Below are 20673 nucleotides of genomic sequence, written 5' to 3' on the forward strand. Positions count from 1 at the left end.
TGCTGGCCGTTGTACTCTACCCGGTCGTTCTCGCTGGCGCAAATCCGGTTTCCCGGCACCCGCTTCGCCCGGTTGCTGAGGTCAGCATATCGCCTCGCTTCAGCCGCCTTCGGGGTTCCTCTGGATCGGTCACTTTCGTGCCGCTCCGTCCGGTTCCCCTCGGGCAAGGAGAAAGTTACGCGACGCCCCACCCGAAACGCAAATCGACGGCCATGCACGTCCCGCCATCGCGTGCCCGCCCGTGCCAGAGTTGCAGGCATGGCCGCTTCCCCGGTGCTTGCCGCCGACGCACTGTTCAGTCTGCTGACGCCGCTGACACAGCTGCTCATCGGTGTTCTGGTGCTGGCCGCGGTAGTGGTTTCCGTCCACCGCCTGTTCATGCGCGGACCTACCCGGATGGGCGGAGCAATGCTCATCGTCGGCGGCGCCCTGGTGTGCGTAGCGGTCCTCAGCTATCTCGTGCAGAGCCTGTAAGGCTCCGCCCGACCTCCACCGCAACCCACACTCCCACTGCTGACCGCCGAGTCCAGCCACGCCTGCGCTCCTGCGCCGACGGACGATGAACCGTGGCGGCACGACGACAGGCCGCCTCGCGCAGAGGCCGCGAACGTCCGACCTGCACGGCGGCGCTTCGGCTCCGCACAATTCGAGCTGGACGCCATCAGAACTCGCCGGGGCATTGCCGGGCGGGCTCTCCCCCGGGCCGGCGCCGAACCTGGAGTTCGGCAGCCGCCCCGAAATTCAACAGTGCTGGTGTAGAAGCACGCTTCCACACCGACGGTCTCAAGGCTGGTTGCCGGAAGTACGTTCGCCGCGCGTTGCCCAGGGCGGCCGAGTCTCACCCGGCAGTGCGGCAACAGGCCAGAACGCACCGCATACGCCAGGTGGCAGCAGGCCACAACACACCGCAGCGGCTGGCCGACAAGGCTGCCGGTCGCTCGTGGGACGAGCCGACGTGTACCCAGATGCCCAGCTACCGGGCCGCCCAGGAGAAGAACCCGCTGGCGACCGCTATGTCGGCGGACCTGTCCGGGTGATCCACACACCCGGACAGAGCCATGCGGACCGCACCAGCCGAAACCGGCCCTCGCCAGCAAAAGACGGCAGCGACGCCGCCGCAACCGCACTGCGTCGCTCGACCGGGCACAAGCCAGCAGGCTCTGCCGGGCACTGCGACCAGCAGGCTTGCCGGGTATTGCGGCTGGAACGCCCCGATGTCGGGGCTGGGTTGTCAGTGCGGAAAGCATGTGCGCCGAGCCGGCCAGATTCCCGCGGTCCGGCGCACGACGTTCAAGCAGCTGATCCCGGTGCACGGAAGCAGGTCGCCTGGACGTGGGACAAGAAGCCCTCCAACGTACGACGGCCGGTGAACCGCGGCGGCACGACGACTGGGCCGCGGCCGGGATCAAGATCGCCCCAGTCGGCGCGGCGACGGGCGGGGCCGCGGCGGACGGCGCAGCTACAGGCGGCGGTTGGCAAGGCTCGGGAGCTCGCTGCGGATCTCCTCCAGCCGGCCCAGATCGATGTCCGCCGTCACGATGCCGACGGTGTCCGGCGCCTGCGCCAGCACCGTCCCCCAGGGGTCGATGATCATACTGCGGCCGAAGCAGGTGCGGCCGGGTTCGTGGTCGCCGATCTGGCCGGCCGCCAGCACGTAGCACTGGTTCTCGATCGCCCGGGCGCGGAGCAGGACCTCCCAGTGGTCACGCCCCGTGTGCATCATGAACGCCGCCGGCACCACGATCATCCTGGCCTCGCCCTCGACGGCCAGGCGCCGGTAGAGCTCGGGGAAGCGCAGGTCATAGCAGATCGACAGGCCCAGCCGCACGCCGTCGACGTCCGTCACCACGGTCGTGTCGCCCGGTGCCACCGAGCGGGACTCCTGGTAGGACACCCGGCCGGGGATCTCCACGTCGTACAGGTGAATCTTGCGGTAGGTGGCGGCGAGCTCGCCGGAGCGGTCGAAGACCAGCGACGTGTTGTAGGTTCGCGCGTCGTCCGGGCCGACCTCGTGGAACGAGCCGGCGTGCACCCAGATGCCCAGCTCGCGGGCGGCGGCGGAGAAGAACTCGGCGAACTCGCCGTCGACCGGCTCGGGCTTGGGCAGGCCGGCGGACCGGCCCAGGTAGTCCACGTACTCGGGCAGGACCGCGAGGTCCGCGCCGGCCGAGGCCGCGCGGCCCAGCAGGTCGCGGGCGGCGGCCAGATTCGCGGCCCGGTCGTCACGAGCGTTCAGCTGGCATACGGCGACGCGCATGACTGCCAGCGTACGGGCAACAGCACTCGCCAGAAACCAGAGCTCAGCGTGGCGGCGGCATGAACAGGGCCTCGGCGCCGACCGGCTCGTAGCCGGCCGCCAGGAAGGCGCGCAGGCTCGCCGCGTTGCCCGGAGCGACCTGGGCCCACACCGGCCGACCCTCCGGCACCAGATGACGGGCAGCGGCCGCGAGAGAGAGCGTCCCAGCCCCTTGTTGCGGGCGTCCTCCGCCACCTCGACGGCGGCCTCCCAGCGCCCGGCCAGTCCCCGGCCCAGGACGAGCACCGCGGATCCGCACGTCCAGGCCCGTACGTCCTGGCGGTATTCCCGCGCGCGGACCACCCGGGGGTGGTCACTGTCCGCGATCGGCGTGAGCGGGACAGCGGGTTCCCCCGCCGCGGGCGGGGCGAGCAGGACCGCGTCGATGTTGCCGGCGGCCAGGCGCAGCCGCTCCTCGAGGGCGCCGAGGAACCTCGGCGAGAGGGGTGCGCTGAGATTGTCGCCGGTGCCGAGCCACGAGTCGACCCAGGGCCGGTCGACGTCGGCGGCCACGACCACATGGCCGGGAAACGACGCCACCGCCGCCCGTTGGGGCGACGGTGGAGACACCAGTTCGAGCCAGGGGTCCGTCGGGAGTCGTTCGTGGTGCTCGACCCGGGCCAGGACCTCCGGAAGACCGTGCGGTGCGGTCAGGCCGACTTCTCCTCGCGTTCGCGACGGGCGCGGCGGCCGACGAATTCGCGGGGGACGATCGTCGGTATGACGTTCTCCACCACTACCTCGCGGGTGATGAGCACCCGGGCGGCATCGGGGTTGCTGGGTACCTCGTACATCACGGAGAGGAGGACCTCCTCCATGATGGCCCGCAGGCCGCGGGCGCCGGTGCCGCGGAGCATCGCCTGGTCGGCGATCGCCTCGAGGGCGCCGGTGTCGAACTCGAGCTCAACGCCGTCGAGCTCGAAGAGCCGCTGGTACTGCTTCACGTACGCGTTGCGGGGCTCGGTGAGGATCTTGATGAGCGCCTCGCGGTCGAGGTTGCGCACGGTGGTGATGACCGGCAGCCGGCCGATGAACTCGGGGATCAGGCCGAACTTCAGCATGTCCTCGGGCATGACCTTGCTGAAGATGTCGTCCGTGTCGCGGTCCGAGATCGAGCGCAGGTGTGCGCCGAAGCCGACGCCGCCCTGGCCGACCCGGGACTCGATGATCCGGTCCAGGCCCGCGAACGCCCCACCGACGATGAACAGCACGTTGGTGGTGTCGATCTGGATGAACTCCTGGTGCGGGTGCTTACGGCCGCCCTGCGGCGGGACGTTCGCCACCGTACCCTCGAGGATCTTCAGCAGGGCCTGCTGGACGCCCTCGCCGGACACGTCGCGGGTGATCGACGGGTTTTCGCTCTTGCGGGCGATCTTGTCGACCTCGTCGATGTAGATGATGCCCTGCTCGGCGCGCTTCACGTCGTAATCCGCGGCCTGTATCAACTTGAGCAGGATGTTCTCGACGTCCTCGCCGACGTAGCCGGCCTCGGTCAGCGCCGTGGCGTCCGCGATCGCGAACGGGACGTTGAGCATGCGGGCCAGCGTCTGCGCCAGGTGGGTTTTACCGCAGCCGGTGGGGCCGATGAGCATGATGTTGGACTTGGCCACCTCGACGTCGCTACCGCCTCCGGGCGCGCCGGCCGACTCGGCCTGAATCCTCTTGTAGTGGTTGTAGACAGCGACAGAGAGGGCCTTCTTGGCCTGCTCCTGCCCGACCACGTAGTTGTCGAGGAACTGGCAGATCTCCATCGGCTTGGGAAGCTCTTCCCACTTCACCTCGCCGGTTTCGGCCAGCTCTTCCTCGATGATCTCGTTACAGAGGTCGATGCACTCGTCGCAGATGTAGACACCAGGGCCCGCGATGAGCTTTTTGACCTGCTTCTGGGACTTCCCACAGAAGGAGCACTTCAGTAGGTCGCCACCGTCGCCGATCCGTGCCACCTACGTTCTCCCTGCGCTCATCGGCCGGCTTGTGCCGGCCCCTGGCCTGAGGATGGTTTCCTCGTCGCCAAACAACGTCCTACAGAGTTCATCGTCTGCCGACCCGCGTTACTGAGGTTGCTGGCTCGACGTTACCCGCTGACGGGCAGTTCTCCGACCCCCCAAAACGGGCGTGTCAGGGGTCAGTCAGTCTAGCGCGCGCCGACCGACCCCCGACATGACACGTTTGGGCTCAGACGCCGGCGTTCTGGAGGCTCTTCTTGCGGGTGGCCAGGACGGTGTCGACCAGGCCGTACTCCTTGGCCTCGCTGGCCGTCATGATCTTGTCTCGGTCGATGTCCTTGCGGACCTTCTCGACCGACTGGTTGGAGTGCTTGGCGAGCATCTCCTCGAGCTGGGTGCGCATGCGCATGATCTCGCGTGCCTGGATCTCGATGTCCGAGCCCTGGCCGTAGCCGCCCTCGGTGGCCGGCTGGTGGATGATGATCCGCGAGTGCGGGAGCGCCATCCGCTTGCCGGGGGTGCCGCCGGAGAGCAGCACCGCGGCCGCGCTGGCCGCCTGGCCGAGGCAGACCGTGCTGATGTCCGGACGGACGTACTGCATCGTGTCATAGATCGCCGTCATCGCGGTGAACGACCCACCGGGCGAGTTGATGTACATCAGGATGTCGCGGTCCGGGTCGGCGCTCTCCAGCGTCAGCAGCTGGGCCATCACGTCGTTGGCCGACGCGTCGTCCACCTGGACGCCGAGGAAGATGATCCGGTCCTCGAACATCTTGTTGTACGGGTTCGACTCCTTCACGCCGTACGACGTGCGCTCGACGAACGAGGGCAGGACGTAGCGGTTGTGCACCGGAGCGAACCCGGGAGGCATCGTCAGGTCGGTCATGGTCAGCTCTCCTCAGTTCAGCGTTCCGGCGCCCTCGGGAACCTGTGTGGCACCCGTGATCACCTTGTCGATGAAGCCGTAGTTCTTGGCCTCCTCCGCCGTGAACCAGCGGTCCCGGTCGGAGTCGGCCTCGATCTGCGCCTGGTCCTGGCCGGTGTGGAAGGCCACCCGGTCCTGGAACATGCGCTTGGTGTAGAGCATCTGCTCGGCCTGGATGGCGATGTCGGCGGCCGTGCCGCCCATGCCACCCGACGGCTGGTGCATCATGATCCGCGCGTGCGGCAGCGCGTAACGCTTGCCCGCCGTGCCGGCACAGAGCAGCAACTGCCCCATCGACGCGGCCATGCCCATGGCCACGGTGGAGACGTCGTTGTCGATGAACTGCATGGTGTCGTAGATCGCCATGCCGGAGTAGACGGAACCACCCGGCGAGTTGATCCACAGGTTGATGTCGCGCTCGGGGTCTTCCGCGGAGAGCAGGAGCAGCTGCGCGCAGATGCGGTTGGCAACCTGATCGGTCACCTCGCTGCCGAGGAAGATGATCCGCTCGCGCAGGAGGCGGTTGTAGACCGAGTCGTCCAGGTTGCCACTGAGGGAGTCACCACGCAGCGTGGGACTTGCAGGGATGTGCAGATCGGTCATGGCAGCCCTTCACAGCTGACTGTGTCGGCCGAGGGATCCGGCCGACAGGTTGTCCGTCGTAGAACCAACCTAACCGGTCGCATCCGCATCAGCTTCCCGCTCGGGCAGGTGTTCGCTGACAGCGCATCAGCTCCCTCCGTACCCGAAAAAAAGCGTAGGCCGCCGCGTGCCGCAAGGGGCGCGCGGCGGCCGATCCGCCCGGATATCAGTGGTTGTGCCCGGCGTGCTCGTCCTCGGAGGCCTCGCGGAGGTCGTCGAGGCTGAGCGTGTTGCCGGCGGAGTCCTTCATCGTGACCTGCTCCATGACGTTGGCCAGGGCCTTGCCGCGGCGCACGTCGCCGAAGACGGCCGCGGCCGCCCCCGACTTCACGAGCTGGTCGTAGTACTGCTGGGGCTGCATCTGCGCGCGCTGCGCGCGGTGCACGATCTCGTGGCCGAACTCGTCGTCGGAGACCTGGATCTCCTCCGCGTCCGCGATCGTGTCGAGCAGCAGCTGGATCCGGACGCCCTCGGTGGCCGCCTCGGTCAGCTCGCTGTCGATCTGCTCCTCGGTCTTCTCCTCCGAGGTCAGGTAGTCCTCGAGGCTGGCGCCGATGCGCTCCAGCTGGTCGGTCATCGCCTGCTTGCGGCCCTCGACCTCGTCCTTGACGATGCCCTCGGGCGCCGGGATGTCGGCGGCCTCGACGAGCTGCTTGAGCGCCTCGTCGCGGGCGGCGTAGATCTGCTCGACCTTCTTGACCTTGCTCAGCCGCTCCTTGAGGTCGGCCTTGAGCTCGTCGAGGGTGTCGAACTCGCTCGCCAGCTGCGCGAACTCGTCGTCGATCTCGGGCAGCTGCTTGTCCTTGACGCTACGCACCGTAACGGCCACCTCGGCGTCGCGGCCGGCGAAGTCGCCGCCGACGAGCTGCGTGGTGAACGTGGCGTCGGCGCCCGTGACCAGGCCGACGAGGACGTCGTCGAGGCCCGGGAGAAGCTGCTTGCTGCCGACCTCGTGCGAGATGTTGGTCGCGGAGCCGCCGGGCACCTCCTCGCCGTCGACCGTCGCCCGCAGGTCGAGCTGGACGTAGTCGCCCTCCGCCGCCGGGCGGTCAACGGTCTTGAGGGTGGCGAAGCGCTCACGCAGGCCGGAGATCTGCTCGTCGATCTCGCTGTCGCCGATCTCGACGGCCGGAACCTCAACCGTGATGCCCGAAAGGTCCGGAATGGTGATCTCCGGACGGACGTCGACCTCCGCGGTGAACTTCAGCGGCTCGTTGTCGGCGAACTCGGTGATCTCCACCTCAGGGCGGCCCAGCGTCTTGACGTCGTGCTCGCGCACCGCGGCCAGGATCTGCTGCGGGATGGCCTCCTGCACGGCCTCGTTGAGGACCGTGCCCCGGCCGACGCGCTGGTCGATGACCGCGGCGGGGATCTTGCCCCGGCGGAAGCCCGGAATCTGGACCTGAGAACCGATCTCACGGTACGCCTTCAGCAGGCTGGGCTTCAGCTCGTCGAACGGCACCTCGATGGCGAGCCGCACCCGAGTCGGACTCAGAGTCTCGACGGTGCTCTTCACAGGCGTACTCCTTGATGGATCTCTTCGTGTGTTGGTGAAGTCGGGGTGGCGGGATTTGAACCCACGGCCCCTCGCTCCCAAAGCGAGTGCGCTACCAAGCTGCGCCACACCCCGTGGCGACGGCAAGTGTATGCGGTCCACCGCGTGTCGTGTGCCGCGGCGTCACCCGCGTGCGCCACGCGGGGGATATCGGGTTCGCATGCCGCGGCGGCATTCAGTAGGCTGACCCCGGCACCGCACAGCAGTGGGGTGTCACGCGGGCGTAGCTCAATGGTAGAGCCTCAGTCTTCCAAACTGATTACGCGAGTTCGATTCTCGTCGCCCGCTCGGAGTACAAAGGCCCAGGTCAGGGAGCATATCCCGAACCTGGGCCTTCGTCGTTCCAACGACCTAAATGATCTTGCGGGCCGGTAGCTCAGCCCACAGGCCGCTCGCCCTTCTTCCTCCGGCCGCCGGCCTTACTCCCCGGGTGCCCGCACCCGAGGATGCGGCAAGGGTGTTCCCCGTGTGCCCCAGTTCGTGGAGGCGGCAGCCGGGCAGCCCGACCGACGCCACCGCGTCGCGCCAGCCGGCCGCCTTGCCGAGGAACTCGACCGCAGCACGCGGCACTTCGCCCCTGTGAAGATCAGCACGTCCGGGTCGTTACACGGCTGTCGAGATGACGGAGAGGAACGTGCTGTTGACGCCCGCTTCGAGCACGGACACGTCGCTGGGCTCGTACACGGTCTCTCCGAAGCACACCGACCAAGAGTGCGCCGCGACCCCTGCTCTCAGGCACTCCCACCGACCACGGGGGCCGGGTCGGTTTATTTGCACTGCCGCTTCGGCGTAGTAGACGCTCGATCGGCTGTTGCGCACGATCACTGCCACCTGCACGTCCGACCCAGACCCATGGTTCGTCCTGATCCCACAGGCCTGCGCGAACACGTTGGCTTCGATCGGCAAGGTGCTACCGCAGTTCCACAAGGAGGTGCCGACATCGTCCGAATGGAAATTGGGCAGCCGGCTCGACGCCGCGCGTGCGCCCGCGAGGTCTGCGCGGCACCAGGGCGAGCACGGAGGCCTGGGCGACGGCGACCTGGTCGCCCGGGAGTGTGATAGCGGTCATAGCTGCCACGGAAACGTCTCAGACTCGGATACGGCTGTGCCCGTAGTCGGGGTGACCCTCCAGGAACCCGCAGACGAAGCAGGGTCCTTCACTGACTCGGCGCGCGTACTGCTCAAGGTTGATACCCACGGTTGCCTAGAGGTCCCGGCCGAGGACGGCCGCGGCTACCGCGCCGACGTCGACGGGCTGGTCCGTGCGTACCCGCACGGTCAGCCCGACACCCAGCGGCTCGGCGCGCGCCGCCCAGTCCTCCCAGCAGGCCGCCAGCCGCCGCGCATCCTGATATACCGCCGGCCGGCTACGCGCCGCGAAGCGCTCGCGGGCGACGTCGGCCGGCACCTCGCACCAGATCTCGGCCACCATCGGGGCGCAGCAATGCTCTAAGCCCGCCTTGACGAGGCCCAGGTCACGAGGCTTGAACCACCAGGACTCGAGGATCACCGTGCCGGGCATCTCGGCGACCAGACTCCATGCCGTCTCCATCGCGATGCGACCCAACGAAGGCGTGGCAGCGGAGGGGAACGCATCCGCGAGCAGCTCCTTGATCGAGTCCTTCGACACCAGAGGCACAGAGAGCTGAACGGCCAGCTGTGAAGCGAGCGTCGTCTTGCCGGACGCGGGCAACCCGTTCACCAGTACCAGGCGATCGACCATGTCAGTCCGCGGACGGGTGTTGAAGCTGCTGGTGGAGCTGCCCGGCGATGTTCACCACCACTGAGAACCGGAACACCTGAATCTCGTCGACGTTGAAGCTGCCGGTGACGATGGGTGGCGGCGCGTAGGCGTACACCTCGTCATCGTTCAGGCTCAGGCCCCGCCGGTGGAAAGCGGCCATTGCCAGCGCGCCCAACAGGTACTGGTCCTGGCCTTCCTCTGTCTCCAGGTCGGCGATCAGCTCGGCGCGGCTCGCCCATCCCGGCGTGAGCTCTCCACCGAGCGTGTCGAGAAACCACCACGCGCCGTGTTCGTCCTCCAGGAAGATGTTGCCGAACAGTGAGGCGAAGCGGGGCGTCTTGCCATGCAGGTCCAGCCATGACCATGACTCCAGCGCCGCGGCGTACTGGTCGTCGCTGAACTGCTTGGTGAGCTCCATCCCAGCATCCGATCATGGGCAACATGCGGCGGTCCAGGACGGGGACCGATCACCCTCGTTCCCGGCGGACTTGTTCGAGCATGGCTATGTCGGACTCCAGGTCAGGGTGGCCGACCTGCCGGTTCAGTTCCACCGCCTTCTCCAGTTCGGCGACGGCCCGGTCGAGCTCGCCCCGCTGGCGGTAGATCATCGCGACGTTGAACCGCGTGACGGCCTCGCCGGCCCGGTCGCCGACCTCCTGGCGGATCGGCAGGGCCCGGCCGTAGTAGTCCAGCGCCTGCTGCGGGTCGCCCAACCCGTCGTACACGCCGCCGATGTTGTTCAAGCTGACGGCCTCGCCGACCCGGTCACCCACCTCCTGCACGATCGGCAGCGCCTGCCGGTAGTAGCCCAGCGCAAGCTGCCGATCGCCCAGGCCGTGGTGCACGTGGCCGATGTTGTTCAACGTGGTGGCTTCACCGGCCCGGTTCCCGACCTCCCGCAGGATCGGCAGGGCCTGCCCGAAGTACTCCAGCGCCTGCTGCCGGTCGCCCGCCCCGTCGAAGACACGGCCGATGTTGTTCAACGTGGTGGCTTCGCCGCCCCGGTCGCCGACCTCCCGCAGGATCGGCAGGGCCTGGCCGTAGTAGTCAAGCGCCCGCTGCGCGTCGCCCGCCACCGAGAACACGTGGCCGATGTTGCTCAACGTGACAGCCTCGCCGCCCCGGTCACCGACCTCCCGGCGGATGGGCAGGGCCTGCCCGAGATAGTCCAGCGCCTGCTGTAGTTCACCCAGTCCGTCGTACACGTGGCCGAGGTTGTTCAACGCGGCGGCCTCACCGGCCCGGTCACCCACCTCCCGCAGGATCGGCAGGGCCTGGCCGTAGTAGTCAAGCGCACGCCGCCGGTCGCCCCAACCGTCGTACACGCCGCCGATGTTGCTCAATGCGGCGGCCTCGTTCCCGCGGTCGCCGGCGGCCCGGTACAGGCCCAGCGCGCGGTCGTAGACGGCCAGCGCCTCGGCCGGGAATCCGGTGACCTGTTTGGCCCAACCCAGGTGGTAGTAGGCGGCGGCGTCCTCGCCAAGGGTCAGGGTCTGCTCGGCCAGCCGGATCACGTCGGCGAACCGCGACCGGGCCAGCCACACGCGACCGACCCGGTCACCGACAACCCGCGCGATCGCCGCGTCCTGGCCGGCCACCGCCAGGCGATGCACCTCCACAAACCGCGCCACCGATGTCATCGCGATCTCGTCTGCTCCTGACGGGCAAGCTCCAGCATGGCGGTGTCGCGGTCCAGATTGGGGCGGCCGACCTGCCGGTCCAGCTCCACGACCTGCTCCAGCTCGGCGACGGCCCGGCCCAGCTCGCCCAGCTGGCGATGGATCATGGCGATGTTGTAGAGCGTGACTGCCTCACCGGCCCGGTCACCGACCTCCCGCAGGATCGCGCGGGCCTGGCCGAGGTACTCCAGCGCCCGCCCAGGATCACCTGACCCGTCGTACACCAGGGCGATGTTGTTCAGGGTGATGGCTTCACCGGCCCGATCGCCGACCTCGTGGCGGATCGGCAGGGCTTGCAGGAAGTGGTCCAGCGCCTGCTTCCGGTCGCCCAGCCCGGCGTGCACGAAACCGATGTTGTTCAACGCGGTGGCTTCACTGGCCCGGTTCCCGACCTCCCGGACGATGAGCAGGGCTTGGCCGTAGTGGTTCAGCGACTGCTCCGGGTCGCCCAGCCCGTCGTACACGCTGCCGATGTTGTTCAGCGTGACGGCCTCGTTGGCCCGGTCACCTACCTGCCGGAAGATCGGCAGGGCCTGCCCGAAGTAGTCCATCGCCCGCTGCCGGTCACCCAACCCGGCGTACACGCCACCGATGTTGCTCAACGTGGCGGCCTCGTTCCCGCGCTCCTGGGCGGCCCGGTACAGGCTCAACGCGCGGTCGTAGGCGGCCAGCGCCTCCATCGGGAAACCGGTGGCCTGTCTGCCCCGGCCCAGGTCGTAGAAGGCGCCGGCGTCCTCACCCAGCGCCAGGGTCTGCTCGGCCAACCGGATCACGTCGGCGAACCGCGACCGGACCAGCCACACCCGACCGACCCGGTCACCCACCGTGCGCGCGATCGTGGCTTCGCGTCCGGCCACCGCCAGGCGATGCACCTCCACCAGCTGAGCCATCGACGCCGTCACGGCTCGGCCCCCGGAACCGTTCCCGCCTGTTCCTGGCGGACCTGCTCCAGCATCGCGGTGTCGGACTCCAGGTCAGGGTGGCTGACCTGGCGGTCCAGCTCCACGACCTGCTCCAGTTCGTCGACGGCCCAGCCCAGCTCACCCCAGCGGCGGTAGATCATGGCGATGTTGAACCGCGTGACGGCCTCACCGGCCCGGTCACCGACCTCGCGGCGAATCGGCAGAGCCTGGCCGAAGTAGTCCAGCGCCTGTTGAAGGTCGCCCAGCCCTTCGTGCACCAGGCCGATGTTGTTCAGCGTGACGGCTTCACCGGCCCGGTCGCCGACCTCACGGCGCATCGGCAGCGCCCGCTCGAAGTGGTCCAGCGCCTGCTCCAGGTCGCCCAGTCCGTTGTACGCAAGGCCGATGTTGTTCAACATGACGGCTTCACCGGCCCGGTTCCCGACCTCCCGGACGATGAGCAGGGCCTGCCCGTAGTAGTCCAGCGCCTGCTGCCGGTCGCCCAGCCCGTCGTACACGTGGCCGAGGTTGCCCAGCGTGGCGGCTTCACCGTCCCGGTCACCGACCTCCCGCTGGATCGGCAGGGCCTGGCCGTAGTAGTCCAGCGCCCGCTGCCGGTCGCCCAAACCGTCGTACACGGCACCGATGTTGCCCAGCGCGGCGGCCTCGTTCACCCGCTCCTGGCGAGCCCGGAACAGGGTCAGCGCGCGGTCGTAGGCGGCCAGCGCCTCGGCCGGGTAACCGGTGACCTGCCTGGCCCATCCCAGGTCGTAGTAGGCGCCGGCGTCATCGCCCAGCGTCAGGGTGAGCTCGGCCATCCGCATCACGTCGGCGAAGCGCGACCGGACCAGCCACACTCGACCGACCAGATTTCCCACCGAACTCGCGATCCCGGCCTCGCGGCCGGCCACCGCCAGGCGATGCACCTCCACCAGCTGGGCGATCGACGTCATCGCGGGCCCGGAATCGATCCGGCCTGTTCCTGGCGGACACGCTCGAGAACGGCGGTGTCGGACTCCAGGTCGGGGTGGCCGACCAGCCGGTCCAGCTCCACGACCTGCTCCAGCTCGGCGACGGCCCGGTCAAGCTCGCCCAGCTCGCGGTAGACCATGGCGGTGCTGAACCGCGTGACAGCCTCACCGGCCCGGTCACCGACCTCCCGGCGAATCGGCAGGGCCTGCCCGAAGTAGTCCAGCGCCCGCTGCCGATCACCCAACCCGGCGTACACGCCGCCGATGTTGTTCAACGTGGCGGCCACTCCCGCCCGCAATCCGACCTCACGCAGGATCGGCAGGGCCTGCCCGTAGTAGTCCAGCGCCCGCCGGCGGTCGCCCATCCTGTCGTTCACGCTGCCGATGTTGTTCAACGCGGCGGCCTCACCCGCCCGGTCACCGACCTCCCGCACGATGGGCAGGACCTGCCCGAAGTAGTCCAGCGCCCGCTGGTGCTCACCCAGCTCGGCGTACACGCCGCCGATGTTGTTCAACGCGGTGGCTTCACCCGCCCGGTCACCGACCTCCCGCACGATGGTCAGGGCCTGCCCGTAGTAGGCGACCGCTCGCGGGCGGTCGCCCAACCCGTCGTAGGCATGGCCGATGTTGTTCAACGCGGAGGCCTCACCACCCCGGTCACCGACCTCACGCACGATCGGCAGGGCCTGCCCGTAGTAGTCCAGGGCCCGCCGCCGATCACCCAAACCGTCGTACACGTGGCCGATGTTGTTCAACGCGGTGGCCTCACCACCCCGGTCACCGGCCTCCTGCATGATCGGCAGGGCCTGCCCGAAGTAGTCCAGCGCCCGCTGCCGATCACCCAAACCGTCGTACACGTGGCCGATGTTGTTCAACGTGGAGGCCTCACCACCCCGGTCACCGACCTCCCGCCTGATCGGCAGGGCCTGCTCGTAATAGTTCAGCGCCCGCTGCCGATCACCCAACCCGTGATAGACGTTGCCGATGTTGCTCAACGTGGCGGCCTCATTTCCGCGCTCCTGGGCGGCCCGGAACAGGCCCAGCGCGCGGTCATAGGCGGCCAGTGCCTCCGCCGGGACACCGGTGACGCGTTTCGCCCACCCCAGGTGATAGAACGCGGCGCCGTCCTCCCCCAGGGTCAGGGTCTGCTCGGAAAGCCGGATCACGTCGGCGAACCGCGACCGGGTCAGCCACACACGGCCGACCCGCTCTCCCACGTGACGCGCGATCCCGGCTTCGTGGCCCGCCACCGCCAGGCGGTGCACCTCCACGAGCCGGGCCGTCGACGTCATGGCTCCGGCTCAGCGTCCACGGCCGGCTCGGCCGTGACCCAGATCTGGTAGAGCGATCGAGCCGCGGCGGCGCAGGCCTCGCGGTATTCGTCGTCGGTGATGAGCGGCCTGATCAGGGGCCGCAGGACGTTGGAGACGAAGTAGCGCGGCTCGTTGGTCTCGGGGTCGGTGCCCTCCTCGAGCAGGCCGAGCTGGACGGCCCTCCTGACGTGGGTCTCCGCCTCCGGATGATCCTGGATGGCGAAGACGGTCGCGGAAGGGATCGGCAGCTCGACGACGTTGAGCCGGGCCAGCATCTTCTGGAGCTCCATCGGCTGGGTGCCGAGCAGCTTCTGCGCGAAGATGTTCTCCCGGCGGAACCTGTCGGCCTCGTTCTCGATGGCGGCGATCAGGCCGTCGACGTCCAGGGTGGTGTCGGGGATGATCCGGTCGAGCCAGTCCAGTAGCCGGGGGTTGCCGCTGGCGGCCGCGACCGCCCGTTCCTTGACGGCGGTGGGGATGACGGACTGTGGGCGCAGGTTCGGCAGGTTCGCGACCTTCTTGACCTGCTCGACGTCGGTGAACGTCTCGAGCGCCTCGACGCGCAGGGTCACCCCGGGTGGCGCCGGGAACTGGTAGCGGCTGGTGATGATGACCCGGCTCGGGCTGTTGGTCTCGTCGATGGCCTTGAGCAGGGCCGGGAGGATCTGCGCCATCTCGGGCGAGAGCACGTAGCCGCCGTCGCGCTCCTCGAGGTTGCCCTGCTCGAAGTCGTCGAAGACCAGCAGGCACGGCAGCTGTCCGAGCGGTCCGTCGAACAGGTAGGTGAGCCGCACGGACAGGTCGACCTCGTCCTTGGCGAGCACCGCGGCCGCCTCGATCTGCTGGTCGAGGCTCTGGAACCGTACCTTCGAGGTCAGTTCCCGGAACTTCGTGAGATCGACCCGGCCGAACCAGACCGCCCGCTGGTGTGTCGGCATGCGCTCCAGCAGCCGCGAGGCGAGGGTGCTCTTGCCCAGACCGCCCATGCCCTGAAGCACGAGGGCCTGCGCGGCGCCCGGCGTGCCGAGGGGCTGCTTGAGCGTACGCAGGCAGCGCTGGATCACCCGCCGGCGCCCGACGAAGTTGGTGCGCGAGGCGACCCGGGAGATCTGCGTCTGCGGGTCGAGGAACTCGTCGGCCGCGTGGCGGACCCTGATCCGCCCGCGCCCGGAGGTGTTCAGCGGCGTCACCATCGGCGTCAGCGGCGACTTGTCGGCGTAGACGCGCAGCAGATGCCAGCTGCGGCTCTGCTCGCCGTAGAGCTGCTGGCGGGCCCGCACCACGGACAGGTCCAGCGGCTGCCCGGCGGCGAGCGCCCGGTAGAGGTAGGTCGCGAACATGGTGGCCGAGACGTCGCCGACCGGCAGAGCCCAGCCCAGCACGACCGGGGCACCCGAGTTGACCAGGCTCTCGCTCATCGAGGGGATGGTTCCGCCGCCGGCGGCGCTGCCCGTGAGGCATCCCGAGACGAACACCACCCGCGGCCACTGGCCGACCATCGCGCGGGCGATCTCGTCGGCCGACGCCAGGACCGGACCGCCGAGCTCGTTCTCGACCAGGAACTTGGGCTGACCCTCGTGGATCGTGGCGTGGCCGCTCAGGTGAAGGACGTCGAAGTAGCCCGCGCCGTACGACTCCGCGGTGAACCGGAGCCCCTCCAGGGTCCCGCTCTCCTCGACCACGAGATCCGTGCCGGTGTCGGCGGTCGCGGTCAGGATCCCGGACTCCTCGGCCTCATAGCTCAGGACCGGCTCGACCCCCTCGGGCGACGCGGCCATGAACAGCACTCGCAGCGGCCGGTTGTGCGCCTTGACCTCATCGGCGACGGCCGCGATCGCGCTGCACGCCCGGATCGGCAGCAGCGGGGTCCGTTCGTTGACGGCGAGGTGGACGTCGTCCTTGACGACCAGTTCCCACGGCAGGTGCCGCAGCCGCGCCTCCGCGGAGATCCGCAGGACCACACCCCGCGGGTCGCCGGAGACCTCGCTCAGCCACCGCTCGTCGCCGTCGAGGAAGTGATAGAGCCGCTTGCCGAGCTCACGCAGCTGCGCCGCGCCGAAGACGCGCTGCGCCAGGGAATCCTCGGCATAGATGCGACCGACGACCTCGATGAGGTCGTCGATCGCCTTTCGGTCCAGGCCACGGGTCCGCAGCGCGTCACCGTGCGAAAGCCGGATCTCGGAGTAGTCGGAGGTCTGCTCGAAGATCTCCATCTCGAACTGTTCCATCGTCGTAGGCCCTCACCGCCCGGCTTTCGCTCGACGTTGAAGTTCGATCTCCAACTGCCCCTGATCCACTCCGGAAAGATCAACAACGGTACCGTCGTCGAGAATGATCCTGACCTGGGTGCCCTGCGATTTACGCTCGCTCCACCAGTCCCAGATCGTCTTTGCCGCATCGACGCCGCTGAACACCAGGCCGATCGCCGCGATCACCAATTCCAGGGACCGGTGTACCTCGACCGGGGAGACACTCTCACCGGGTTTCACCACCCGGCCCAAGGCCACTTGCAACTCCCCGGCCTGCCGTTCAGCATCGGGTCCGGACACCTCAATCGAGGCAGTCGCCATGTCGCATCCCTCGCTCCGCGTAAACGCGCCACAATGAGAGCCACGACTGTATCCCGCACCGCGCAATCACCACTCCTGGCTGTCCCGTCCGGCAAGAGTGGACGAACGTCGGAATCAGGCGGCGTTACGGGCGGCGGAGCGCCCGAGTTCAAAAAGGATCTCCCGGGTGATGGCCGGATTCTGCTCGGTAATCGTGATCTTCGCGGCGCCGACGCGGATGGCCAGCGAGGCGGGGTCGTCGTTCTTTATCGACGCCTCGTCGCCGATGCCCGGCACCGGCTCGTCGACGTACCACTTGAACGCCTCCTCGGCCTTCTCCGCCGTGGCGTAGCCCTCCACGCCGATGGTGAGTCCGCCGTAGTGGCTGTCCGTGGGCTTCTCGACGATCCAGATGCACCGGTCCGGCGTGTCCGTGCGGATCGACACCGCAAGGCCGGTCAGCTTCTTGATCTCCGCGATCGTGAGCAGGTCGCAGGAGTCGGGCGCGGCCGCCTTCGCCGCGGTGTCCGCGGCCGGCGTGGTCGCCTCCACCGTCTCGTCCGGGGACGGCACGCTCACCGGTGCGTCACCCTGTGCCGCCGGCTCCGGCCCGTCACCGGCATCGCCGCACCCGGCCAGGACGGCCGTCAAGGCCAGCAGGGTCGCCAGCGGGGCGCTGAAGGTGTGGAACTTGCCGGACTTCACAGTCGTCTCCGATCGGTGCACGGGTCGCGCTGGCAGGCAAAGCTAGTGCCGGGCGACCCACGACCGGAATAGGGCGAATGACATATTCCCTGCCGTGGTCGCCGGCCCGCGGCCACGGGCCGGCGTACACACGCGATCAGGCGGCGCTGAGCGGCGAACCCGTCTCGAGCAGCGACTTGAGGTCGCTGAGCACCCAGGCCCAGCCGCCGCCACCGGCCTCGTCCAGCGGCGAACCGGCCACCATGGTCGCCGTCGCCGGGGCGTCGACGAGCTCGTGGGTGATGGTGAGCCGGCAGACGCCGGGCTGCGACTTCAGTTCCTCGATGAGGTAGGTCAGCTTGGTGAAGGGCTCGGCCGCCGTCGTCGGGTCCATGAGCATCCGCCAGGTCTGCACCAGCAGCCGCGGCGGGTCGCTCTCCAGCACCTCGCCGTCGACGATGGTGTCCGGGATCGGGAAGCCGTTCTGCCGGCCGAACTCGCGCATCTCCTCCGTGGCCTCGGACCGGTAGGCGCCACCGGGCTTGAGCTCGTAGTAGGCCGGGGCGGCGTAGCCGTACTTCTGCGTCCATTCGGGTTCGGTGATCGCGGCCCAGATCTTCTCCGGCGCCGTCTTGATCCACACGCGGTACACCTGGGTGGTGGTATCGGTCATGACTCGTCCTCCAGCGATTTCTTGAGGTCAACCAGCGCCGTCACATGACGCTCCGTGTACTTGTCGATCCAGCGGTCGTGGATCAGCCGGATCGGCACGGGATTGAGGAAGTGCAACTTCTCCCGGCCCTCCCGGCGCACCACCACGAGCCCGGCCTCCTCCAGCACCTTGAGGTGCTTGGACACGCCGAAGCGCGTCATCTCCACCTCGGACTCGAGCTCGGTGAGGGTGCGACCCTCGCGGGCGAAGAGCAGGTCGAGCAGGAAGCGACGGGTCGGGTCGGCGAGGGCCTTGAACACCCGGTCGTCGTCCGCCATGACTCAAAGTTATGTGACCAGAAGGTCACATGTCAAGCTCGGGTCAGCGACGCCGGACCAGGCGGCGCAGCTGGATGATCCGGACCGAGGCGACGGCCATCGCGACGAACGCGCCGCAGACGCCCGCGATCAGCATCGCCAGCGCCAGTGAGATCTGGCCGTCCAGCCAGAGGAAGCTGAGCCGCACGTTCCCGGTGTTCTGCGCGACGAAGATGATCAGAAGGATGAGCGCGATGGCGCCGGCCCACACCCCGAACCAGACCGCGCTCGTGCGCGTCCGCGGCACCGAGGAGTCCGGCCGCCGCGGCGGGGGCGCCTCACCGGCGCCCTCCAGGCCCGCGAGCGTTCCTGCCAGCTCCGCCGGCAGCGGCGGTGGCGGCGGTGGCGCGCCGGCGTCCGGGGCGGCTGCGGGACGGTCCTCGGGTGGGTACGCCATGACTTACAGTCTTGCCCAAGACTGCGTTCCGTTAACCCTGTTCACCGGCGTTGCCGCCGGCGAATCGCCGGGCCGGGCCTACCGGAACAGGTCGACGACCCAGTTGAAGGCGGTCATCACCCATTGCGTCTGGCGCAGGTGGGCGATGCCCACGCCGACCAGGAACAACCCCGCCATCATGTGGGAGCCGCGCGCCGTGTGGCGGACCCGGCCGAACTGGCGCTCCAGGACCACCCTGCCCACCAGTCGGGACAGAGCGAACAGGCCAGCGGCGACCAGCACCGACACGATGAACACCACGATCGGCGTGGTCAGGTCGCCGTCGGAGGAGAGCGCCCAGATGCCCCAGCAGACGAACGCGAAGAGCAGGCCCGCGAAGCTCCACTCGCCGCCGCGGCGCAGCTGACGGACGTGCCAGCCGAGCGGATGGCGTTCCTGCGGCGCCTCGGCGCCGGGCCAGCCGGTGCCGGTCGGTTCGTGTTCCGCGGCGAACTGCTGGGTGCGCGGGCGCGGGTTCACCGAGGCGCGGCCGCTGGAGAACGGCGACGGCGGCGCGGCCTGCGCCGGCGGCGCGGACGGGGATTGCGGCACGGTACGCGCGGTCGGCTGCTCGGCCCAGGGGTCCTGCGGCGGCATGTTGAGCGTCCGCTCGGGCCACTGCGGTTGCTCTGACATCGTTCCCCTCCCCCGGTACGGCCGGACGCCGCCCTGCATCGAGAGTAACGAGCGAACAAATATCGGTCGCAAGCGCGCGCGGGTTCCGTTACACAAACACCATGGATGACTTCGCGATCCGGATCAGGACGGGCGACGCCGACGACTGGGCCGAGGTCTCCGACCTGCTCGGCCACGTCTTCCACGAGACCATCGATCAGCAGGCCCGCGACGCCGAGGCCTCGGTCGTCGAGGCCGAGCGCACGCTGGTCGCCGACGACGCCGGTGCGGTCGTCGGCCACGCGGCGGCGTACAGCAGGGAACTGACCGTGCCGGGGGCGATCGTGCCGGCCGCGCACGTGTCACTCGTCGGTGTGGCGCCGACCCACCGGCGGCGCGGGCTGCTCACCCGGTTGATGCACCGCCAGCTGGGTGACATCGCGGCCGCGGGCCGCGAGCCGATCGCCGTCCTCTGGGCGAGCGAATCCAAGATCTATCCCCGGTTCGGCTACGGCCCGGCGGCGCAGCGTCTCCGCCTGGAGATCCCCACCCGGGAGGTACGCCCACCCGCGGCGCTCGTGCCCGGCTCCGGTTCCCGGCTGCGCATGGTCGCGCCGGCGGACGCGATCGCCGAGTTCGCGAAGATCTACGAGCAGCTACGGCCCGAGCGCACCGGCTGGTCCAGCCGCGACGACCGGTGGTGGCGCTACGTGCTTGCCGACATCGAGTCGCAGCGCGACGGCTCCACCGCCCTGCACGGCGTGGTGCACGACACACCCCAGGGCCCCACCGGGTACGCGCTGTGGCGCACGAAGTCCCGCTGGGACCGCCTCGGCCCGGACTGCGAGGTGCAGATCCGCGAGGTCGTCGCCGCCGACCCGGCCACCTACGCGGCCCTGTGGAACTTCCTGCTCAAGACCGATCTGGCCCGCTCGGCGACGATGCACTTCGCGGCGGTCGACGAGCCGCTCCAGTACCTGGTCGACGAGCCCCGCCGGCTCGGCAGCACCCTGGTCGACGGCCTCTGGATCCGCGTCGTCGACCTGCCGAAGGCGCTCGCCGCCCGCGCGTACGCCGCACCGGTCGACGTGGTCCTCGACGTCACCGACCCGCTGCTGACGGCGAACACCGGCCGCTGGCGGCTGCGGGCGGACCCCGACGGCGTCGCCACCTGTACCCCCACCGACGACACCGCCGACCTGGCCTGCACGATCCTGGAGCTGGGCTCGGCCTACCTGGGCGCGACGTCGCTGGCGGCGCTCGGCGCCGCCGGAACGGTCCGCGAACTGACGCCGGGAGCCCTGCGCCGGGCCACGACCGCGTTCAGTTGGCATCGGCTACCGAATCCCACTGAGGTGTTCTAAGTGGGCCAGGCGGCGGTAGGTTC

The 20673-nt window shown here is 69.0% G+C and carries 21 protein-coding genes, 2 tRNA genes and 1 pseudogene; 4 read left to right on the plus strand and 20 right to left on the minus strand.

Going from position 1 to position 20673, the window contains the following annotated elements; genetic code table 11:
• The first annotated feature begins 258 nt into the window (after positions 1–258).
• Entirely contained in the window at positions 259–474 is a 216-nt protein-coding gene (locus BJ971_RS32490; RefSeq protein ID WP_184996951.1) for a hypothetical protein, read from the plus strand.
• 410 nt (positions 475–884) lie between these two features.
• Positions 885–1037, plus strand: coding sequence for a hypothetical protein (locus tag BJ971_RS32495; protein ID WP_184996952.1), 153 nt, complete (start codon positions 885–887; stop codon positions 1035–1037).
• A gap of 422 nt (positions 1038–1459) precedes the next feature.
• On the opposite strand, the gene BJ971_RS32500 is transcribed toward BJ971_RS32495, so the two are convergent.
• From BJ971_RS32500 to BJ971_RS32525, 7 genes and pseudogenes are all read right to left on the minus strand, one after another.
• Positions 1460–2257, minus strand: a complete 798-nt coding sequence (locus BJ971_RS32500) for a carbon-nitrogen hydrolase family protein (RefSeq protein ID WP_184996953.1) — start codon at positions 2255–2257, stop codon at positions 1460–1462.
• Between the two features lie 43 nt (positions 2258–2300).
• Positions 2301–2950, minus strand: a pseudogene (locus tag BJ971_RS42720) (GNAT family N-acetyltransferase).
• Complete coding sequence (gene clpX / locus BJ971_RS32505) at positions 2947–4239, minus strand: ATP-dependent Clp protease ATP-binding subunit ClpX (protein WP_184996954.1); 1293 nt, start codon at positions 4237–4239, stop codon at positions 2947–2949. Before clpX ends, BJ971_RS42720 begins: the two are co-directional and overlap by 4 nt.
• Before the next feature lie 232 nt (positions 4240–4471).
• Complete coding sequence (locus tag BJ971_RS32510; RefSeq protein WP_184996955.1) at positions 4472–5128, minus strand: ATP-dependent Clp protease proteolytic subunit; 657 nt, start codon at positions 5126–5128, stop codon at positions 4472–4474.
• A gap of 12 nt (positions 5129–5140) precedes the next feature.
• Entirely contained in the window at positions 5141–5770 is a 630-nt protein-coding gene (locus tag BJ971_RS32515; RefSeq protein WP_184996956.1) for an ATP-dependent Clp protease proteolytic subunit, read from the minus strand.
• Between the two features lie 205 nt (positions 5771–5975).
• Complete coding sequence (gene tig / locus BJ971_RS32520) at positions 5976–7325, minus strand: trigger factor (protein WP_184996957.1); 1350 nt, start codon at positions 7323–7325, stop codon at positions 5976–5978.
• A 40-nt stretch (positions 7326–7365) separates the two neighbouring features.
• A tRNA-Pro gene (locus BJ971_RS32525) sits at positions 7366–7439 on the minus strand.
• A gap of 142 nt (positions 7440–7581) precedes the next feature.
• On the opposite strand from BJ971_RS32525, the gene BJ971_RS32530 reads away from it, so the two are divergent.
• Positions 7582–7652, plus strand: a tRNA-Gly gene (locus BJ971_RS32530).
• Between the two features lie 916 nt (positions 7653–8568).
• On the opposite strand, the gene BJ971_RS32535 is transcribed toward BJ971_RS32530, so the two are convergent.
• The 13 genes from BJ971_RS32535 to BJ971_RS32595 all read right to left on the minus strand — a co-directional run bounded on the left by BJ971_RS32535 (position 8569) and on the right by BJ971_RS32595 (position 19307).
• Positions 8569–9087 carry a P-loop nucleotide/nucleoside kinase family protein gene (locus tag BJ971_RS32535; RefSeq protein WP_184996958.1) on the minus strand — a complete coding sequence of 173 codons (519 nt, stop codon included), beginning with the start codon at positions 9085–9087 and terminating at the stop codon, positions 8569–8571.
• A gap of 1 nt (position 9088) precedes the next feature.
• On the minus strand, positions 9089–9526 hold the full coding sequence (locus BJ971_RS32540) for a hypothetical protein (protein WP_184996959.1): 438 nt from the start codon (positions 9524–9526) through the stop codon (positions 9089–9091).
• A 49-nt stretch (positions 9527–9575) separates the two neighbouring features.
• On the minus strand, positions 9576–10748 hold the full coding sequence (locus BJ971_RS32545; protein WP_184996960.1) for a tetratricopeptide repeat protein: 1173 nt from the start codon (positions 10746–10748) through the stop codon (positions 9576–9578).
• Positions 10745–11677: a tetratricopeptide repeat protein gene (locus BJ971_RS32550; RefSeq protein ID WP_184996961.1), complete on the minus strand. Its 933-nt coding sequence runs from the start codon at positions 11675–11677 to the stop codon at positions 10745–10747. The genes BJ971_RS32545 and BJ971_RS32550 overlap by 4 nt, the downstream gene beginning before the upstream one ends.
• Positions 11678–11685: 8 nt before the next feature.
• Positions 11686–12642, minus strand: a complete 957-nt coding sequence (locus BJ971_RS32555; protein WP_184996962.1) for a tetratricopeptide repeat protein — start codon at positions 12640–12642, stop codon at positions 11686–11688.
• Positions 12639–13952 carry a tetratricopeptide repeat protein gene (locus BJ971_RS32560; RefSeq protein WP_184996963.1) on the minus strand — a complete coding sequence of 438 codons (1314 nt, stop codon included), beginning with the start codon at positions 13950–13952 and terminating at the stop codon, positions 12639–12641. The genes BJ971_RS32555 and BJ971_RS32560 overlap by 4 nt, the downstream gene beginning before the upstream one ends.
• Entirely contained in the window at positions 13949–16201 is a 2253-nt protein-coding gene (locus BJ971_RS32565; RefSeq protein WP_184996964.1) for a CHAT domain-containing protein, read from the minus strand. Before BJ971_RS32565 ends, BJ971_RS32560 begins: the two co-directional genes overlap by 4 nt.
• A gap of 12 nt (positions 16202–16213) precedes the next feature.
• Positions 16214–16543, minus strand: a complete 330-nt coding sequence (locus BJ971_RS32570; RefSeq protein ID WP_184996965.1) for a hypothetical protein — start codon at positions 16541–16543, stop codon at positions 16214–16216.
• A 114-nt stretch (positions 16544–16657) separates the two neighbouring features.
• Positions 16658–17227: a hypothetical protein gene (locus tag BJ971_RS32575; protein ID WP_184996966.1), complete on the minus strand. Its 570-nt coding sequence runs from the start codon at positions 17225–17227 to the stop codon at positions 16658–16660.
• Between the two features lie 136 nt (positions 17228–17363).
• Positions 17364–17879, minus strand: a complete 516-nt coding sequence (locus BJ971_RS32580) for an SRPBCC domain-containing protein (RefSeq protein WP_184996967.1) — start codon at positions 17877–17879, stop codon at positions 17364–17366.
• On the minus strand, positions 17876–18196 hold the full coding sequence (locus tag BJ971_RS32585) for an ArsR/SmtB family transcription factor (protein ID WP_184996968.1): 321 nt from the start codon (positions 18194–18196) through the stop codon (positions 17876–17878). The genes BJ971_RS32580 and BJ971_RS32585 overlap by 4 nt, the downstream gene beginning before the upstream one ends.
• Before the next feature lie 43 nt (positions 18197–18239).
• Positions 18240–18632 carry a LapA family protein gene (locus BJ971_RS32590; protein WP_184996969.1) on the minus strand — a complete coding sequence of 131 codons (393 nt, stop codon included), beginning with the start codon at positions 18630–18632 and terminating at the stop codon, positions 18240–18242.
• A gap of 78 nt (positions 18633–18710) precedes the next feature.
• On the minus strand, positions 18711–19307 hold the full coding sequence (locus BJ971_RS32595; protein ID WP_184996970.1) for a DNA-directed RNA polymerase II: 597 nt from the start codon (positions 19305–19307) through the stop codon (positions 18711–18713).
• Positions 19308–19408: 101 nt separating this feature from the next.
• Between BJ971_RS32595 and BJ971_RS32600 the strand changes: the two genes are divergently transcribed.
• Positions 19409–20650 (plus strand): GNAT family N-acetyltransferase, encoded by a 1242-nt coding sequence (locus BJ971_RS32600; RefSeq protein WP_184996971.1) that lies wholly within the window; start codon positions 19409–19411, stop codon positions 20648–20650.
• Positions 20651–20673: the final 23 nt, after the last annotated feature.

Origin of the sequence: Amorphoplanes digitatis (assembly GCF_014205335.1) — a bacterium.
In the GTDB taxonomy this organism is placed as follows: domain Bacteria; phylum Actinomycetota; class Actinomycetes; order Mycobacteriales; family Micromonosporaceae; genus Actinoplanes; species Actinoplanes digitatus.

Excerpts from the sequence above, each read along its gene's own strand:
- BJ971_RS32500 (WP_184996953.1), bottom strand. The coding sequence starts at position 2,257 with ATGCGCGTCGCCGTATGCCAGCTGAACGCTCGTGACGACCGGGCCGCG.
- BJ971_RS32595 (WP_184996970.1), bottom strand. The coding sequence starts at position 19,307 with ATGTCAGAGCAACCGCAGTGGCCCGAGCGGACGCTCAACATGCCGCCG.
- BJ971_RS32540 (WP_184996959.1), bottom strand. The coding sequence starts at position 9,526 with ATGGAGCTCACCAAGCAGTTCAGCGACGACCAGTACGCCGCGGCGCTG.
- BJ971_RS32600 (WP_184996971.1), top strand. The coding sequence starts at position 19,409 with ATGGATGACTTCGCGATCCGGATCAGGACGGGCGACGCCGACGACTGG.
- BJ971_RS32550 (WP_184996961.1), bottom strand. The coding sequence starts at position 11,677 with ATGGCTCAGCTGGTGGAGGTGCATCGCCTGGCGGTGGCCGGACGCGAA.
- BJ971_RS32560 (WP_184996963.1), bottom strand. The coding sequence starts at position 13,952 with ATGACGTCGACGGCCCGGCTCGTGGAGGTGCACCGCCTGGCGGTGGCG.
- BJ971_RS32580 (WP_184996967.1), bottom strand. The coding sequence starts at position 17,879 with ATGACCGATACCACCACCCAGGTGTACCGCGTGTGGATCAAGACGGCG.
- BJ971_RS32515 (WP_184996956.1), bottom strand. The coding sequence starts at position 5,770 with ATGACCGATCTGCACATCCCTGCAAGTCCCACGCTGCGTGGTGACTCC.
- BJ971_RS32555 (WP_184996962.1), bottom strand. The coding sequence starts at position 12,642 with ATGACGTCGATCGCCCAGCTGGTGGAGGTGCATCGCCTGGCGGTGGCC.
- BJ971_RS32570 (WP_184996965.1), bottom strand. The coding sequence starts at position 16,543 with ATGGCGACTGCCTCGATTGAGGTGTCCGGACCCGATGCTGAACGGCAG.
- BJ971_RS32490 (WP_184996951.1), top strand. The coding sequence starts at position 259 with ATGGCCGCTTCCCCGGTGCTTGCCGCCGACGCACTGTTCAGTCTGCTG.
- BJ971_RS32535 (WP_184996958.1), bottom strand. The coding sequence starts at position 9,087 with ATGGTCGATCGCCTGGTACTGGTGAACGGGTTGCCCGCGTCCGGCAAG.
- BJ971_RS32545 (WP_184996960.1), bottom strand. The coding sequence starts at position 10,748 with ATGACATCGGTGGCGCGGTTTGTGGAGGTGCATCGCCTGGCGGTGGCC.
- BJ971_RS32585 (WP_184996968.1), bottom strand. The coding sequence starts at position 18,196 with ATGGCGGACGACGACCGGGTGTTCAAGGCCCTCGCCGACCCGACCCGT.
- BJ971_RS32565 (WP_184996964.1), bottom strand. The coding sequence starts at position 16,201 with ATGGAACAGTTCGAGATGGAGATCTTCGAGCAGACCTCCGACTACTCC.
- BJ971_RS32510 (WP_184996955.1), bottom strand. The coding sequence starts at position 5,128 with ATGACCGACCTGACGATGCCTCCCGGGTTCGCTCCGGTGCACAACCGC.
- BJ971_RS32590 (WP_184996969.1), bottom strand. The coding sequence starts at position 18,632 with ATGGCGTACCCACCCGAGGACCGTCCCGCAGCCGCCCCGGACGCCGGC.